The sequence below is a fragment of the Pseudoalteromonas sp. NZS127 genome (assembly GCF_015864805.1).
In the GTDB taxonomy this organism is placed as follows: Bacteria; Pseudomonadota; Gammaproteobacteria; order Enterobacterales; family Alteromonadaceae; genus Pseudoalteromonas; species Pseudoalteromonas nigrifaciens.
The window spans coordinates 173,987-187,572 of record NZ_JADYWN010000006.1 but is presented as its reverse complement, the minus strand read 5'-3'; the positions used below and the strand labels follow the sequence as shown (position 1 = coordinate 187,572).

Here is a 13,586-nt window from a genome sequence, read left to right as displayed (position 1 = left end):
TGTTATTCCTTACAAAACAACCCATATAAAGTTGCCAGCAGTGTTACAGCATCTTTATCAATAACACGATAATAAATTGTTTGGCTTTCGCGTCGAGTAGCCACTATATTTGCTTTACGCAGTGCTGCTAAATGCTGAGAGAGTGCCGATTGTGCAAGAGGTACAGCTTCATTTAACTGCGACACGTTCATTTCGGTGTCTTGTAAGGAGCATAAAATCATTAAGCGATTTTTATTGGCTAAGATTTTTAATAATTTCTCTGCTTTTTCTACGTTGGCAGCCATGGCAGTAAAGTCAATATTCATACTGTGCTCTTATACTTAATTTGTTAGTAAGTATAGGTTGCTAGAACAGCCATGTCTAACATTAGATCTTGCTAATGTATGAAAACCTAATATAGTAGCTATACATACTCATTAAAATGACCGACTATAATGAAGCTTAATAATGCACTGCGCTTAATTGCTGGCATCATGATTATTATCTCTGTTTTATTACAAAGCTTTCATGACCCACGCTGGATATGGTTTACTGTATTTATAGCACTAAATCTAATGCAATCAGCTTTTACCTGCTGGTGCCCAATGATCACACTATTACGCAAACTTGGCGTTAAGGAATAACTTATGCTTACCCCAATTCCCGACTTATTAAAAACCATTATCCCTAACCAGCGCCGTATTGACGCCCAACAAGCAAAGCAAGAGCTTGCAAGCAATAAAGGGTTACTCATTGATGTACGCGAACCGGCTGAACATGCCGCGAAAGCAGCGCCTGGAGCAATCAACATTCCGCGTGGCTTACTCGAAATGAAGTTAATGGAGCTAGAAAAAGACGCCTCACGGCCCATTTATTTACACTGCGCCAGTGCAGCCCGCGCTACTCTTGGCGCCGAAGCACTCACTCGTGTTGGCTACGAAAACGTAACTGTGATTACTTGTAAAGCAGAAAAAGTACATGAGGTGTTTTGAGTTAAAATAGCTAGGCGATCAGGTATGATCGCCCTCAACTTTGTTTAAAAAATTTTACTTAAAAGCATCTACCAATCGTCATTATTTCTTTTATTTCAGCTTTTCCTATTAATAATATTTTTCAAGTTGTTTTTTTATAAAAATGCAAAGAGGATTTACTACTACATTAACCCCCCATCAATCAACCTTAACGCTACAACCTTTATTTCTCTTGATGTTAAAATAGTGTTTATTACCATTGTTGACTGTTGGTATTTGGTGTGCTAATTTTAAATTAGCTAAAATAGGGACAAAAATTAATACTTAAGGGAAATAAATGAAATATATAATCATATTTCTGACTTTTTTATTTGTGTTTGCAAATGCTGCAGAAGCAAATAATAACAACGTTACTTTATTTATGTGCGAGGGTTGTAATTACGATGAAGCCTATCAGTTGGCAAAAGATAACCCCCCATTAACTCAATGCTACTCATCAGACCCAAACGAAATTATCACAATTGATAATCAGGCATGCTACTCAAATCCTAAAAAGGTTATAGTTGCAGATGTACTTGGTAATGGGCATTTTGCATTTATGGTTGGGCATCATCATCAAGGCTCAAATATGCCTCTCCTCAATAAATATGCAGAACCAACGTCTTTGAGCAACAATGATGAAACCGCAATATCTAGGTTAAAAACAACTGACAAAAATTTCTCTAAATTTATAAAAGAAATGCAGGCAGAGCTAAATGTATCACCACTACAAGTAAGCCAGCACCTCCCACTCAATATGATTCATTCAAATACTGAAAACAGCTGTCCCCCTCATATAACAGATGCAGTAAAAGCAGTATTTGAAGGGCGAACTGCATCCGAACTACAGCATAAGTTAAACAATAAAGCTAAAGCAGATTTTGAGGATCCAGAACGCTTTTTTCATGCCAAGGAATATAGTAGCGAAGGTTTTTCAATTGGTGTGGGCGGAATTTCATATCAAGGCACTTGGAAAAAAGTAAGTAAAAACTTTAATACAAGCGTGCGTTTTAATCAAAACCAAGATATTCCTACAGGTAGTACAGGGCTGTACGACGTAGTTTTCTCAATAAAGTGGATAAGAGAGTTTGGCGCACTAAGCGTATCAGTGAATCCCTTTTTAACTTATTTAGATGGAATTGCATTAAATCAGCTTCAAAAAACAACGAGTAATACTGTAGATCAATGCCTTCAAGATGCTTTAGATCATACACTCCCATCAAACACTTCTTCGCCAAGCCCTGGTGGTGGTAGCTCTGGTGGTGGCGGCTGGGATAATCAAGTTTGCGAAAAGCATTACTATATCAATGGTGTAAAAATGCTTACAATCAAGGTGTCTTGCTAGACCTTATATAATTAGCTCAAAAAATGGCGGTGAACAGTGAGTGCGCGCTCGCCGAGCTTGGCTTAAATGCAACCACACCCAAGCAGCTATCGCTGCTGCATTGCATCAGCGCAGGCATACACGTAACCAAATCGCTTACCATCTTTACATTACGACAAACTTTTATACAGTAACTTACAACACTGGCTTTCGATTGCCGTTAAACTTACTTATTAAATTACTAGGCAACTTTATAGCTACTAAAATATGCAACAACCATTACCCATATTGCTCAGCACCTTACTTGTTACAACCTCAGCTGCTTATGCTGACTCGCCATGGTCTGTGGCTGGCGGCGTGATCGCCGTTGATTCGCCCTATGCCAATACCGACACGAAAGTGATGGCGTTACCTATGATCAACTACCAAGGTGAAAAGCTAACGCTACGTGGCTACACACTCGACTATACATTACTGCAACAACACGGCTTTAGCTGGTCTGCCACGTTAGCACCGGGGCAATTTTTTGACTCATCAGACTCCGACAATCCAGCCATAAAAGCACTTAATGAGCGCAAGATGTCATTATACGCTGGTACAAAGGTAAGTTACGCTGCCAGTTTTGGCCGCGTTAGCGCAAGTGTATCTCATGATATATTGGGCAACGGTGATGGCGCTAAGTTTAAAACCGACTACAGCTACCCAGTTAAGTTAACAAAAGAGCTAATGTTAGCGCCTTTCGTTGGGGTTGAAATTAATAGTAGCCAGTTATCAAACTATTATTACGGTGTGGCTGAGGGCGAATCTAGCACTTTTGATGCATATGAGCTTAGCTCTACGGTTAACTATAATATTGGCTTGTTAGCAAGTTACCAACTTAATAGAAACTGGAACGTAAACGCGCTAGTTAAATTTAACCAGCTAGATGCTGATATTGAAGACTCACCTATTATAGACACCGATAATCTCACGACTGCAATGATGTCTATCACTTATCACTTTTAATTAATAACTTTACCGAGCACCTAGTTGTGCTCGGTTTTTAACGCTCACTCAACACCATTGTTAACTCTGTTTATAGGTATTTATATAGCCATGAATAGCAGCAATAGCTAAACACTCACTACTACTTTTATAGCTAAAGCAATAAATACCGCACCTAACACTTTATCTAGCCATGGGTTTTGTTTAGTAAAACCAAAGCGATTTTTAGAAACCTCAGTTAACAGTGCCACCAGTAAATACCAGCCGGTATCAATTACAAATACCGTTAAGCACATAATAATACCAATGCTGAGAGTAAGATTTTGCGGGTCAATAAATTGCGAAAATAAGGCTAAAAAGAAGATAGCGAGTTTGGGGTTTAAAAATGCAATTGCAAAGCCATCTTGTAGCGCCTTTAATGCACTTACTTCACTCTTTTGCACTTGTAGCTCATTATTACTAGGTTTAGCCAGCAGTATTTTAATTCCCAAGTAAGCTAAATATGCTGCTCCTAAATAGACTAATAATTGATAAACATTAGGAAACTGCACCATTAAGGCACCTAAACCGAGTAAAGATGCAGCTGCATACAATCCTACTCCTACGCCATGGCTCAATGCCGCAAGCATACCGTTTTTCATCCCACCGCTTAACGTATGCTTTAATACCACAGCCAAGCTAGGACCAGGCGACATTGCGCCCATTATGCAAACTAACGCTAAACTTAGCCAAACAGATAAAACCATTAATCACCCTTTATAATTCATTATTTTCTATTAATAAGGCATAAGCCGTTATTTGCCCTTGAAAGCCCGTTGCTGTTGTTACGCTAATAACTCGCCATCCATCTTGATTTAATTGGTAAATACGCTCATTCAATGCATCTAAATCTATAGCGTGGCTAAAAAATCCACGCTTTTTAAATTCCACTATTTTTTGCATTGTTTATTATCCGTTTTATTTGTCATCACTTATCCTTGCTGATTATTTTTAGCACTATTGAATTTTAGTTTACAGACGCCATATATAAAGCTCAATCATTAAAAAGAACCCACTATGTCTCAAGCCCCTGCTGCAGAAAAAGCCGCGTTTAGTAGTTTATTACCTGTTTTTGCGTTTATTAAACCGTATAAACTAATGGTTATTGCCGCCCTTATTGCTCTTTTAGTGACGGCGGGGGTTAATTTATCATTAGGCCAAGGCGTTAAATTTGTTATTGACCATGGTTTTATAGCAGGATCTCAAGCACAGTTGCAACAAGCAGTACTGGTACTTATAGGCTTAATTAGTTTATTAGCGGTGGGCACCTTTAGTCGTTTTTATTTAATGTCGTGGATTGGTGAACGTGTCAGTAACGATATTCGTAAAGCGGTGTTTAACCGTATTGTTACTTTGCACCCAAGTTATTTTGAAGAAAACCGCAGTGGCGAATTAATGTCGCGGTTAACCACCGACACCACTTTGCTGCAATCTATTATTGGCTCTTCTTTTTCAATGGCGCTACGCAGTGCATTAATGCTAGTGGGTGGTTTAGCCATGCTGCTGTTTACCAATTTAAAACTGACCTTAGTGGTCGTTGCTTGTGTACCTTTAGTATTGGTGCCCATGATGGTATTTGGCCGCAAAGTGAGAAAGTTAGCCAGTAGCAGCCAAAGTGCTATTGCCGATATAAGTACTTACGCCGGTGAGATCATTCAAAATATTAAAGTAGTGCAAAGCTATAGCCACGAACAGCGAGAGCAGCAAGCTTTTGCTCTGGAGGTCGAAAAAGCCTTTAACGTCGCTAAAAGCCGTATAAAACAACGCTCGTTTTTAATTGCCGCCGTTATATTTTTAACCTTTAGTGCCATCAGCGCTATGTTATGGGTTGGCGGCAGCGATGTACTAGCCGGCACTATGACTGGAGGTGAGCTAGGTGCCTTTGTGTTTTACGCTATTATGGTGGCCATGTCGGTTGCAACTGTGGCAGAGGTTTATGGTGAGCTGCAGCGCGCAGCAGGTGCTGCTGCAAGGCTACTAGAATTACTCGCTGTAAAAAGCGAAATTGAAAACCCTATTTCCCCACAAGACGAAAAGCTCCTAAGTAGCACTAACCACTCTGCCATTACACTTGAAAGCATTAGCTTTAATTACCCATCTCGTCCCGATGTAAGCGCACTTAATAATGTGAGTTTAAACATACAGCAAGGGCAAACAGTGGCAATTGTGGGTCCTTCTGGTGCAGGGAAAACCACCTTATTTGAATTACTACAACGCTTTTACGATCCAGCCAGCGGTGCTATTAAGTTTCGTGATGTAAATATTAAAGATTTATCACTCAATACGCTGCGTAATAAAATGGGCATGGTGGCACAAAACCCTATTTTATTTAGCTCAGATGTAATGCATAACATTCGCTACGGCAATCCAGATGCTACCGACGAGCAGGTTTATGCGGCGGCTAAACATGCCCATGCTGATGAGTTTATTCAACAGCTACCACAAGGCTATAACAGCTTTTTAGGGGAACAAGGAGTGAGACTATCGGGCGGTCAAAAGCAACGCATTGTACTCGCGCGAGCAATTTTAAAAGACCCTGAAATACTATTACTCGATGAAGCCACCAGCGCACTCGATGCACAAAGCGAGCACCATGTACAAGCCGCACTTGAGCACTTAATGCAAAACCGAACAACGTTGATCATTGCGCATCGTCTGGCAACGGTAAAACATGCAGATATGATTGTGGTAATGGAACACGGGGAAATAATAGCAACAGGGAGCCATCAGCAATTACTGCAAAGCTCCCCGTTGTACCAGCGCTTATGTGAACTACAGTTCAATAAAGACTAGATTTTTATGTGCTTATTGCGTGTTAGGCACTATTTGAATTTCTACACGACGATTTTGTGCACGGCCATTTGCGCTATCGTTTGATGAAATTGGACGTGTTTCACCATAACCTGTAGTGCTAATTCGTTCAGCCATAATTTGCTGATTAACTAAATAGTTTTTAACACTTTGAGCGCGTTGCTGTGAAAGGCTCATATTATAGCTATCTTTACCTGTGCTATCGGTATGCCCTTCTACGCTTAAATAAGTTTTTTCGTATTTGTTCATCACTTTAGCAATCGCACTTAGCGTATTGTGAAAGCCCGACGAAATATACGACTGATCGGTTGCAAAGGTAATATTTGACGGCATAACTAAACGTAAGTTATCGCCTTCACGTACCACTTCAACACCAGAACCCGCTAATTCGTCACGAAAAGCGGTTTCTTGTTTATCCATGTAATCGCCTACTGCAGCACCAGCTAATGCACCAATTGCAGCACCAATAAAGATACGCTTATCTTTATGATTACCAGTAGCCTTACCTAATACACCACCAGCTGCAGCACCAATTGCCGCTCCTTTACCTGTGTTATTCATTTCACAACCGCTAAGTAATACAGCCACTACCGTTACGCTTAAAAGTGATTTAGTTAAAGTCATGTTATGCCCTATCCATTTAGTATTTTGCGCTATTATGCAAATATATGAATGAACAAGCCATGAAGAATTTATTATAATTAGCGTTTTATGCTGTATAACAACAAAAATACTATCGATAGCTGAGTTCATAAATATGTCATACTACTGGATGATAATTTTATAATTTATAACGAGGATTGGGGCGTAATGTTAATTGCTATTTTTAGACAGTTTTTTTTACTTGGCTGCATGAGTTTTGGTGGCCCTGCTGCTCACTTAGGCTATTTTAAGCGCCATTTTGTCGATACCCTAAATTGGCTCACTAACACCCGTTATGCACAGCTTATAAGCTTAAGCCAAGCCTTGCCTGGGCCTGGTTCTAGCCAAGTTAGTTTTGCCATTGGGGTAGAGCGCGCGGGTGTACTTGGTGGCATTGCTGCCTTTATTGGTTTTACCCTACCATCATTTTTAATTATGTTGCTATTGGCTATAAGTGCGCATCAGTTTGATGCTGTTTATTTTGCCATTATTGCTGGGTTAAAACTGTTTGCTGTGGTTATTGTCGCCGATGCCACATTAAGTATGGCAAAAAGCTTTTGCACTAGCGCAGCCCTAAAGCTATTAGCCGTACTAAGCACGTTAGCCTTAATACTTTTTCCTCTGCTGGGCACACAAATAGCTATTTTAATTACCGCGGCTGCTGTGGGTGCAATATGGCCATTATTAAAATTAAATCCTGAACCCGCACAGCAAAGTAAGTCAAAAAGTAATATAAATTGGCTCGCTTTAGGGTTATTTACACTGCTGCTAGCACTCAGTTTCATTCCTTTGACTACTGAATTAGCTTTGTTTGCCCCCTTTTATCAAGCAGGTGCCATGGTGTTTGGTGGTGGGCATGTAGTATTACCTGTATTGCAAGCAAGCGTACCTGCACTAAGCAGCGATCAGTTTTTGAGCGCCTATGCAAGCGCGCAAGCTGTGCCTGGACCCATGTTTACCATTGCTACTTACTTAGGTGCACAACTAAGTACCGAACAACCTTTATTAGGCGCTATCGTAGCCACTGTACTTATATTTATGCCCGGGTTTTTACTCATACTTGCGTTTCAAAAAAGTTGGTTAAACTTAGCCAACAAGCCTCGCTTTGCCAGTGTTATTGCCGCACTTAATGCCTCTGTAGTGGGTTTTTTAGCCGCGGCGCTGTATTCACCTATTTGGACATCGGCGGTGCACAATTTTTGGCACATTGCGCTAGTTATTGCAGCATTCGCTTGGCTAAGATTAAAAAAGCCACCTATTTGGTGGCTGTTAATACTCTTTATTACTACGGGGTTGGCTCAGTATTATTGGGCACTTTAATTTTAGGTTTTTCGCTTGTAGGCACGGCTGTGGGTGGGCTAAATTGGCCACTCACACTTTGATACGGACGCAGGCCAAAAATAGGTAACACAGCCAATAAATGATCCATTATTTCGGCTTGTAAATGCTCATACGATATCCAACGTTTATCGCTACTAAAGCAATAAAACTCAATCGGTAAGCCGTGGTTTGTCGGCTGTAACTCACGTACTAGCAAAGTCAGTGAAGTATTGATTTTTTTATGTTGCTTTAGGTAACCTTCGGCATAACGGCGAAACAAACCTAAATTAGACACAGGATCAGGCAGTGAAGACGTACGAATGTAGTCGGCCAAAGGTATAGCCGCTTCTATTTGCTGGCGAAAATCATCTTCAACTAAAAAAATACTATTCATATCAATATTAAGCGAGCGCTTCATGCGCCTACCGGCAGACTCTTGCATACTACGCCAGTTTTTAAATGAACCTGCTACTAACATGTAAGTAGGAATAGTCGTTACAGTATTATCCCAGTTACGCACTCTTACTGTGTTTAACCCTAAATCAATTACTTCTCCGTCGGCCCCATAATTATCTACCTGGATCCAGTCGCCATACGTAACGAGTCTATTGGCTGCAATTTGAATGCTTGCGACAAACCCCAATATGGTGTCTTTAAATACTAATAAAGTGACGGCGGCAATAGCACCAAAACCCGAGAGAATATAAGTAGGTGATTTTTCTAGCACTATACTAACAATTAAAATAACACTGACAATAAAGGTAATTAATTTAACAACCTGAATTAATCCCTGAATGGGTACTTCGCGGGCAAAATCTAATTGATTATAAATAGCGCCCGCAATACTCACTATGCTACTAAAAATAAAGCCCGCATAAATAATGAGCAGCGCTTGGCCTAAGGTTTTTAAAATTTCCTCTGCAATCTCATTCACCGGGTACACACTATCAAATGTGGCTAGAAACAATGCACAGCAAAGTAAGCAAGCTATGCGCTTATTGAGCTTGTTTAGCATAGGTGCAAGTAAGCCAATGCGTTCAGGTGAGATTTTAGTAACAATTTTTTGGATCGCAGGAAACATTAAGCGACGAGTAAATAAGTACACAAATAATAATGAAAATATACCAATGGCGACGGCAGTAATAGTGCTTAGAAAAAAAGCGTCGGGCACTTTTTCAAACCAAGGCGCTATTAACTTCTGTAAGTGGGTATCGGTCATGGTATTTTTATTTCCTTGCGGGAGTTAGGTTTAAAATTACAGTGCTAGCTAGAGTAAAAAGCGCCATTGCAGCATAACCAATTATAGTAACTACAGCGGGTAATATCCGCTGTAAAATTAACAGAGCCAAGCAAAGTGACATTAAAAAACACTACCTAAGTTAATCTGTATTGACCGTGAATAGCTAAGTGTTTTTAGCGTAACTGTAGGCTCATATTTTTATGCATTTATTTTTGTTCAAGGTTTATTAATGTTTGGTTTTTTTCTTTCCATAACCGATTAAGCTCACTTTGAAAGCGCACTCTAAAGTCGGGATCGTTAGTGTAGTCACCAATTAGCTCGTCACTGACCGGTCTTACTTCAACATGTACGTTTATATTTTTTACTTTACCGCTGGCAAAATCCATAAAGGTCGGAATGCCCTCAGGATAATGAATAGTCACATTAACTACTTTAGTAATTTGCTCTCCCATAGCTTGCATTACAAAGGCAACGCCTCCTGCTTTGGGTTTTAACAAATGTGGAAAAGGGCTGTTTTGGCGAGCGTGCTTTTGCTTCGTATAGCGCGTACCTTCTACAAAATTAACCACACTTACTGGCATTTCTTTAAATTTTTCGCAGGCCTTACGCGTGGTTTCTAAATCTTTACCGCGTAATTTAGGGTTCTTTTTAAGCTGACTTTTACTCGTACGAGTCATGAACGGAAAATCAAGCGCCCACCAGCACAAACCTAATATAGGCACGTAAATAAGCTCTTTTTTCAAAAAGAAATTTAAAAAGGGTATTTTGCGATTTAATACGCGTTGCAATACTAAAATATCAACCCAGCTTTGATGATTAGCTATAACTAAATACCAATCTTTTAGCTTTATATCTTCAAGCCCAGTAACGTTAATTTTAGTTGGCGTAAATAATTTTTGATTTAAGCTGTTAAAGGTAACCCAAATAGTGGCAAATTGTTTGGCGGCCCAACTCATTAACTTTTGTAGCGGCTTAATTGGTATAAGCTTAATAACACCACAAATAAAAATTGGCACAAACCAAATAAGAGTATTTATAAAGTACAACAAAATACTAAATACACTGCGGATAACTGACATTGTTTCTATTCCTTTAAATAGCGCGCAGCAGCTAATTACTGCGCTTTTTATACTTAATTAATAATGGCTGAGGTTAGTCCTCAAAATAGGTATAGCCTTCTAGTCCCGCATTAAGCTCTGCTAAATAGCCTGCTTTACATGGCTCAGACACATCGAGCTTATTAATTTGCTCTGCAAAGTTGTCTGCTAAAATGGCGCTATCATAGTCAACACACTTTAATACATCCTTAACGCTGTCACCTTTAATGGCGTTAGTAAGTACATAACCATCATCGTTTAACTCCACATGCACTGAGTCGGTGTCGCCAAATAGGTTGTGTAAGTCACCTAAAATTTCTTGATAAGCGCCAACCATAAACATTGCAATATGATACTGCTGCCCTTGTGTATATTCAGGTATAGGTAAGCTTGTTTCTATACCTGCACCTTCTACATATTCGCGAATTTGCCCATCAGAATCACACGTTATATCTTGAATAATAGCGCGCTGGGTAAGCGGTTGAGTGAGGTTTTCAATAGGCATTACTGGGAATAATTGGCCAATTCCCCATATATCTGGCAACGATTGAAATAGTGAAAAGTTAACAAATAATTTATCAGCTAATTTTTCGTTTAAATCATCGAGTACTTCGCGATGCGCACGCACATTATTGCTCAAAGATGAGCGCACCCGATGTAAAATAGTAAAGTAAAGTTGCTCTATTTTCGCCCACTCTAGCATGCTCACTAAACCGTGTACGTACTGATCGTGTGCTTCGCTAAATAAGTGCATTGCGTCGTGATAAATTTCCAGCGCCATACGCGGGCTTAAACGCTGTAAACATTGCCACATTTCATCTAATACCAGTGTACTGTTTTGCGCAGGCGCCTCTGGGTTTAAGTGATTAGGCGCTTTTTCAACGTCAATTACATCGGTAATTAATACCGCGTGGTGCGCGGTTAACGCACGCCCTGATTCAGTAATAATGGCCGGATGAGTTAATTGATGTTGGTCACACACCTCAGAAAACGCATTTACTACGTTACGGGCATATTCTGCAACGGTATAGTTCATTGAACACGCACTACGTGAACCCGAACCTTCGTAATCAACCCCTAACCCACCGCCTACATCAACGGTATTAAGTGGTACACCTAACTGAGTAAGTTCAGCAAAATGGCGTGCACATTCACGCAAAGCGCGGTGAATATCGCGAATATTGGCTATTTGAGAGCCAATATGAAAATGCACCATTTGCATTAAGTGCAATTTATTATGTTTTTTTAACACTTCAACAGCGCTAAGCACTTGCCCTGCCGTTAAACCAAATTTACCTTTTTCGCCACCGGTGTTTTGCCATTTACCTTTGCCCACTGAGTTTAGGCGAATACGAATACCAATAGCCGGTTCAATGCCTAAATTATCAATTTCTTCCAGTAAGGTGGTTAACTCCGAGAGCTTCTCTACCACTATTTTAACTTTGTGACCCATAGCCTGACCAATACAGGCTAAGCGTAAAAACTCACTGTCTTTATAGCCATTACACACAATAGTAATGGGCTCTTTTGCCACCCCTAAAATAGCCATTAGCTCTGGTTTAGAGCCAGCTTCAAGGCCAACCAGCCCGCTAGGGTGAGCTAAAAGTTTACTCACTACAGAACGCTGCTGATTTACTTTGATTGGATAAACGCAGGTATATTCGCCTTGATACTCACGATTTGCTCGTGCTTGAGTAAAGGCATTGGTAAGCGTATCTACCCGGTTTTGTAATATATCGGTAAAGCGCACCAATACTGGTAAGGTTAAACCCTGTTGTTTAAATTGTTCGGTTAATTGCGTTAAAGAAATTGCGGCCTTTGCTTGGTCGCCATCTGGGTAGGCCACCAACTCGCCTTGTGCGTTAATATCAAAATAGCCTTCACTCCAATGTGCAACATTATAAGTGGCACGTGCTGTTTCTAAACCCCAAGTCATGGCAACTCTTCTTTAATCAATTAAATACAATGACGCATTTTAATACGTCGCTATCCTCTAGGCTAACAAAAATTGAACTTTCCCTCATTCCTAACTAACTTTATTGGTTAAATCAGTTAAAATGTCATTGAGCAAAACGTCAAGCACTGGCAAAATTGCCCCCTTTTTCATCCTCAACTTAAAAAAGTGTAATAGTAACTATGGCAAATTTAGATCAAAGTAAGTGGTTTACTGAAATTAGCGACCGCGATGGCAGCGCATTTTCATTACGTATTAACAAAAAGTTAGATGAAAAACAGTCTCCTTTTCAAAAAGTAGAAATGTTCGAAACCACCGACTTTGGTAATTTAATGATCATCGACGGTTGCACTATGGTAAGTAGCCGCGAAAACTTTTTTTATCATGAGATGATCAGCCACCCTGCACTTTTAGCGCACCCAGCACCTAAAAATGTAGTTATTATTGGCGGCGGCGACTGCGGTACCTTACGCGAAGTGTTAAAGCACCCTGGTGTAGAGAGCGTTACGCAAATAGATATAGACGAAGTAGTAACGCAAATGTCGTTAAAATACTTCCCAGAGCTGTGTGAATCTAACAACGATCCTCGTGCAACAGTTATGTTTGACGACGGCATTAAATACATGCGCGAAGCCGCAAGCGAATCAATCGATGTTGTTATTGTTGATGGCACCGACCCAGTAGGCCCAGGTGAAGGTTTATTTAATCATGCATTTTACACTAGCTGCTTAAACGCCCTTCGCCCAGGTGGCATTTTAGTACAACAAAGCGAATCACCGCTTATGCATATGCCGTTATTAGTTGAAATGCGCGAAGCTATGCTAACGGTAGGTTTTAACGACTTACAAACACTGCCATTCCCGCAACCTATATACCCAAGTGGTTTATGGTCAGTAACTTTAGCGCGTAAATCTGCAGCCTTTAATGGCTTTAGAGAAGATGCAGCAGCCGATATTGCAAAGAACAGCGAATACTACAACAACGGCATTCATCACGGTGCATTAGCTACGCCAAACTTTATGCAACGCGCTTTTGATAAAAAATAATCTCGCAATCTAAGCAATACTAAATTAAGGGCTCAACAGAGCCCTTTTTTATTGCTTAGCGTACAAGCAACCTCACTGCTCACTTTTTATCACCCTGAATACGTATGCAACCTGTCGTATTCACCACCCTCTCGCTTTAT

Annotated in this window: 14 protein-coding genes; 7 read left to right on the top strand and 7 right to left on the bottom strand. The window is 40.2% G+C overall.

Going from position 1 to position 13,586, the window contains the following annotated elements; translation table 11 throughout:
- Nucleotides 1-2 precede the first annotated feature (2 nt).
- Nucleotides 3-305, bottom strand: a complete 303-nt coding sequence (locus tag I6E78_RS08350) for an ArsR/SmtB family transcription factor (RefSeq protein ID WP_011329463.1) — start codon at nucleotides 303-305, stop codon at nucleotides 3-5.
- A gap of 129 nt (nucleotides 306-434) precedes the next feature.
- Here I6E78_RS08350 and I6E78_RS08345 point away from each other — a divergent pair, with 129 nt between their 5' ends.
- The 4 genes from I6E78_RS08345 (at nucleotide 435) to I6E78_RS08330 (ending at nucleotide 3,318) form a co-directional block, all read left to right on the top strand.
- Nucleotides 435-623 (top strand): YgaP family membrane protein, encoded by a 189-nt coding sequence (locus I6E78_RS08345; protein WP_086998941.1) that lies wholly within the window; start codon nucleotides 435-437, stop codon nucleotides 621-623.
- A gap of 3 nt (nucleotides 624-626) precedes the next feature.
- Entirely contained in the window at nucleotides 627-971 is a 345-nt protein-coding gene (locus I6E78_RS08340; protein WP_197182275.1) for a rhodanese-like domain-containing protein, read from the top strand.
- 316 nt (nucleotides 972-1,287) lie between these two features.
- On the top strand, nucleotides 1,288-2,334 hold the full coding sequence (locus I6E78_RS08335) for a hypothetical protein (protein ID WP_197182274.1): 1,047 nt from the start codon (nucleotides 1,288-1,290) through the stop codon (nucleotides 2,332-2,334).
- Nucleotides 2,335-2,580: 246 nt separating this feature from the next.
- A complete protein-coding gene (locus I6E78_RS08330) occupies nucleotides 2,581-3,318 on the top strand; it encodes a MipA/OmpV family protein (protein ID WP_197182273.1) in 738 nt (245 codons plus the stop codon).
- A 107-nt stretch (nucleotides 3,319-3,425) separates the two neighbouring features.
- On the opposite strand, the gene I6E78_RS08325 is transcribed toward I6E78_RS08330, so the two are convergent.
- A complete protein-coding gene (locus I6E78_RS08325) occupies nucleotides 3,426-4,043 on the bottom strand; it encodes a LysE family translocator (RefSeq protein WP_011329468.1) in 618 nt (205 codons plus the stop codon).
- 10 nt (nucleotides 4,044-4,053) lie between these two features.
- Nucleotides 4,054-4,239, bottom strand: a complete 186-nt coding sequence (locus I6E78_RS08320; protein WP_041454610.1) for a hypothetical protein — start codon at nucleotides 4,237-4,239, stop codon at nucleotides 4,054-4,056.
- A gap of 114 nt (nucleotides 4,240-4,353) precedes the next feature.
- On the opposite strand from I6E78_RS08320, the gene I6E78_RS08315 reads away from it, so the two are divergent.
- Nucleotides 4,354-6,129 (top strand): ABC transporter transmembrane domain-containing protein, encoded by a 1,776-nt coding sequence (locus tag I6E78_RS08315; protein ID WP_011329469.1) that lies wholly within the window; start codon nucleotides 4,354-4,356, stop codon nucleotides 6,127-6,129.
- A 12-nt stretch (nucleotides 6,130-6,141) separates the two neighbouring features.
- Here I6E78_RS08315 and I6E78_RS08310 read toward each other — a convergent pair whose 3' ends face one another.
- Entirely contained in the window at nucleotides 6,142-6,771 is a 630-nt protein-coding gene (locus I6E78_RS08310) for an OmpA family protein (RefSeq protein WP_011329470.1), read from the bottom strand.
- A gap of 186 nt (nucleotides 6,772-6,957) precedes the next feature.
- Between I6E78_RS08310 and chrA the strand changes: the two genes are divergently transcribed.
- Nucleotides 6,958-8,109, top strand: a complete 1,152-nt coding sequence (gene chrA, locus I6E78_RS08305) for a chromate efflux transporter (protein ID WP_182677823.1) — start codon at nucleotides 6,958-6,960, stop codon at nucleotides 8,107-8,109.
- Here the strand turns inward: chrA and I6E78_RS08300 are convergent.
- The 3 genes from I6E78_RS08300 to speA form a co-directional block, all read right to left on the bottom strand.
- The gene (locus I6E78_RS08300; protein WP_011329472.1) at nucleotides 8,075-9,328 is read right to left on the bottom strand and encodes a mechanosensitive ion channel family protein; all 1,254 of its coding nucleotides are present in this window, start codon (nucleotides 9,326-9,328) and stop codon (nucleotides 8,075-8,077) included. The two genes, chrA and I6E78_RS08300, sit on opposite strands and share 35 nt — an antisense overlap.
- 227 nt (nucleotides 9,329-9,555) lie before the next feature.
- On the bottom strand, nucleotides 9,556-10,428 hold the full coding sequence (locus I6E78_RS08295; RefSeq protein ID WP_011329473.1) for an acyltransferase: 873 nt from the start codon (nucleotides 10,426-10,428) through the stop codon (nucleotides 9,556-9,558).
- Nucleotides 10,429-10,501: 73 nt separating this feature from the next.
- Nucleotides 10,502-12,382 carry a biosynthetic arginine decarboxylase gene (gene speA, locus I6E78_RS08290; protein ID WP_011329474.1) on the bottom strand — a complete coding sequence of 627 codons (1,881 nt, stop codon included), beginning with the start codon at nucleotides 12,380-12,382 and terminating at the stop codon, nucleotides 10,502-10,504.
- A gap of 200 nt (nucleotides 12,383-12,582) precedes the next feature.
- Here speA and speE point away from each other — a divergent pair, with 200 nt between their 5' ends.
- Nucleotides 12,583-13,446 (top strand): polyamine aminopropyltransferase, encoded by an 864-nt coding sequence (gene speE, locus I6E78_RS08285; protein WP_011329475.1) that lies wholly within the window; start codon nucleotides 12,583-12,585, stop codon nucleotides 13,444-13,446.
- Nucleotides 13,447-13,586 lie beyond the last annotated feature (140 nt).

Bases quoted from the DNA above. Each gene is read 5' to 3' on its own strand.
- I6E78_RS08350 (WP_011329463.1), bottom strand. From the start codon at position 305: ATGAATATTGACTTTACTGCCATGGCTGCCAACGTAGAAAAAGCAGAG.
- I6E78_RS08345 (WP_086998941.1), top strand. From the start codon at position 435: ATGAAGCTTAATAATGCACTGCGCTTAATTGCTGGCATCATGATTATT.
- I6E78_RS08340 (WP_197182275.1), top strand. From the start codon at position 627: ATGCTTACCCCAATTCCCGACTTATTAAAAACCATTATCCCTAACCAG.
- I6E78_RS08335 (WP_197182274.1), top strand. From the start codon at position 1,288: ATGAAATATATAATCATATTTCTGACTTTTTTATTTGTGTTTGCAAAT.
- I6E78_RS08330 (WP_197182273.1), top strand. From the start codon at position 2,581: ATGCAACAACCATTACCCATATTGCTCAGCACCTTACTTGTTACAACC.
- I6E78_RS08325 (WP_011329468.1), bottom strand. From the start codon at position 4,043: ATGGTTTTATCTGTTTGGCTAAGTTTAGCGTTAGTTTGCATAATGGGC.
- I6E78_RS08320 (WP_041454610.1), bottom strand. From the start codon at position 4,239: ATGCAAAAAATAGTGGAATTTAAAAAGCGTGGATTTTTTAGCCACGCT.
- I6E78_RS08315 (WP_011329469.1), top strand. From the start codon at position 4,354: ATGTCTCAAGCCCCTGCTGCAGAAAAAGCCGCGTTTAGTAGTTTATTA.
- I6E78_RS08310 (WP_011329470.1), bottom strand. From the start codon at position 6,771: ATGACTTTAACTAAATCACTTTTAAGCGTAACGGTAGTGGCTGTATTA.
- chrA (WP_182677823.1), top strand. From the start codon at position 6,958: ATGTTAATTGCTATTTTTAGACAGTTTTTTTTACTTGGCTGCATGAGT.
- I6E78_RS08300 (WP_011329472.1), bottom strand. From the start codon at position 9,328: ATGACCGATACCCACTTACAGAAGTTAATAGCGCCTTGGTTTGAAAAA.
- I6E78_RS08295 (WP_011329473.1), bottom strand. From the start codon at position 10,428: ATGTCAGTTATCCGCAGTGTATTTAGTATTTTGTTGTACTTTATAAAT.
- speA (WP_011329474.1), bottom strand. From the start codon at position 12,382: ATGACTTGGGGTTTAGAAACAGCACGTGCCACTTATAATGTTGCACAT.
- speE (WP_011329475.1), top strand. From the start codon at position 12,583: ATGGCAAATTTAGATCAAAGTAAGTGGTTTACTGAAATTAGCGACCGC.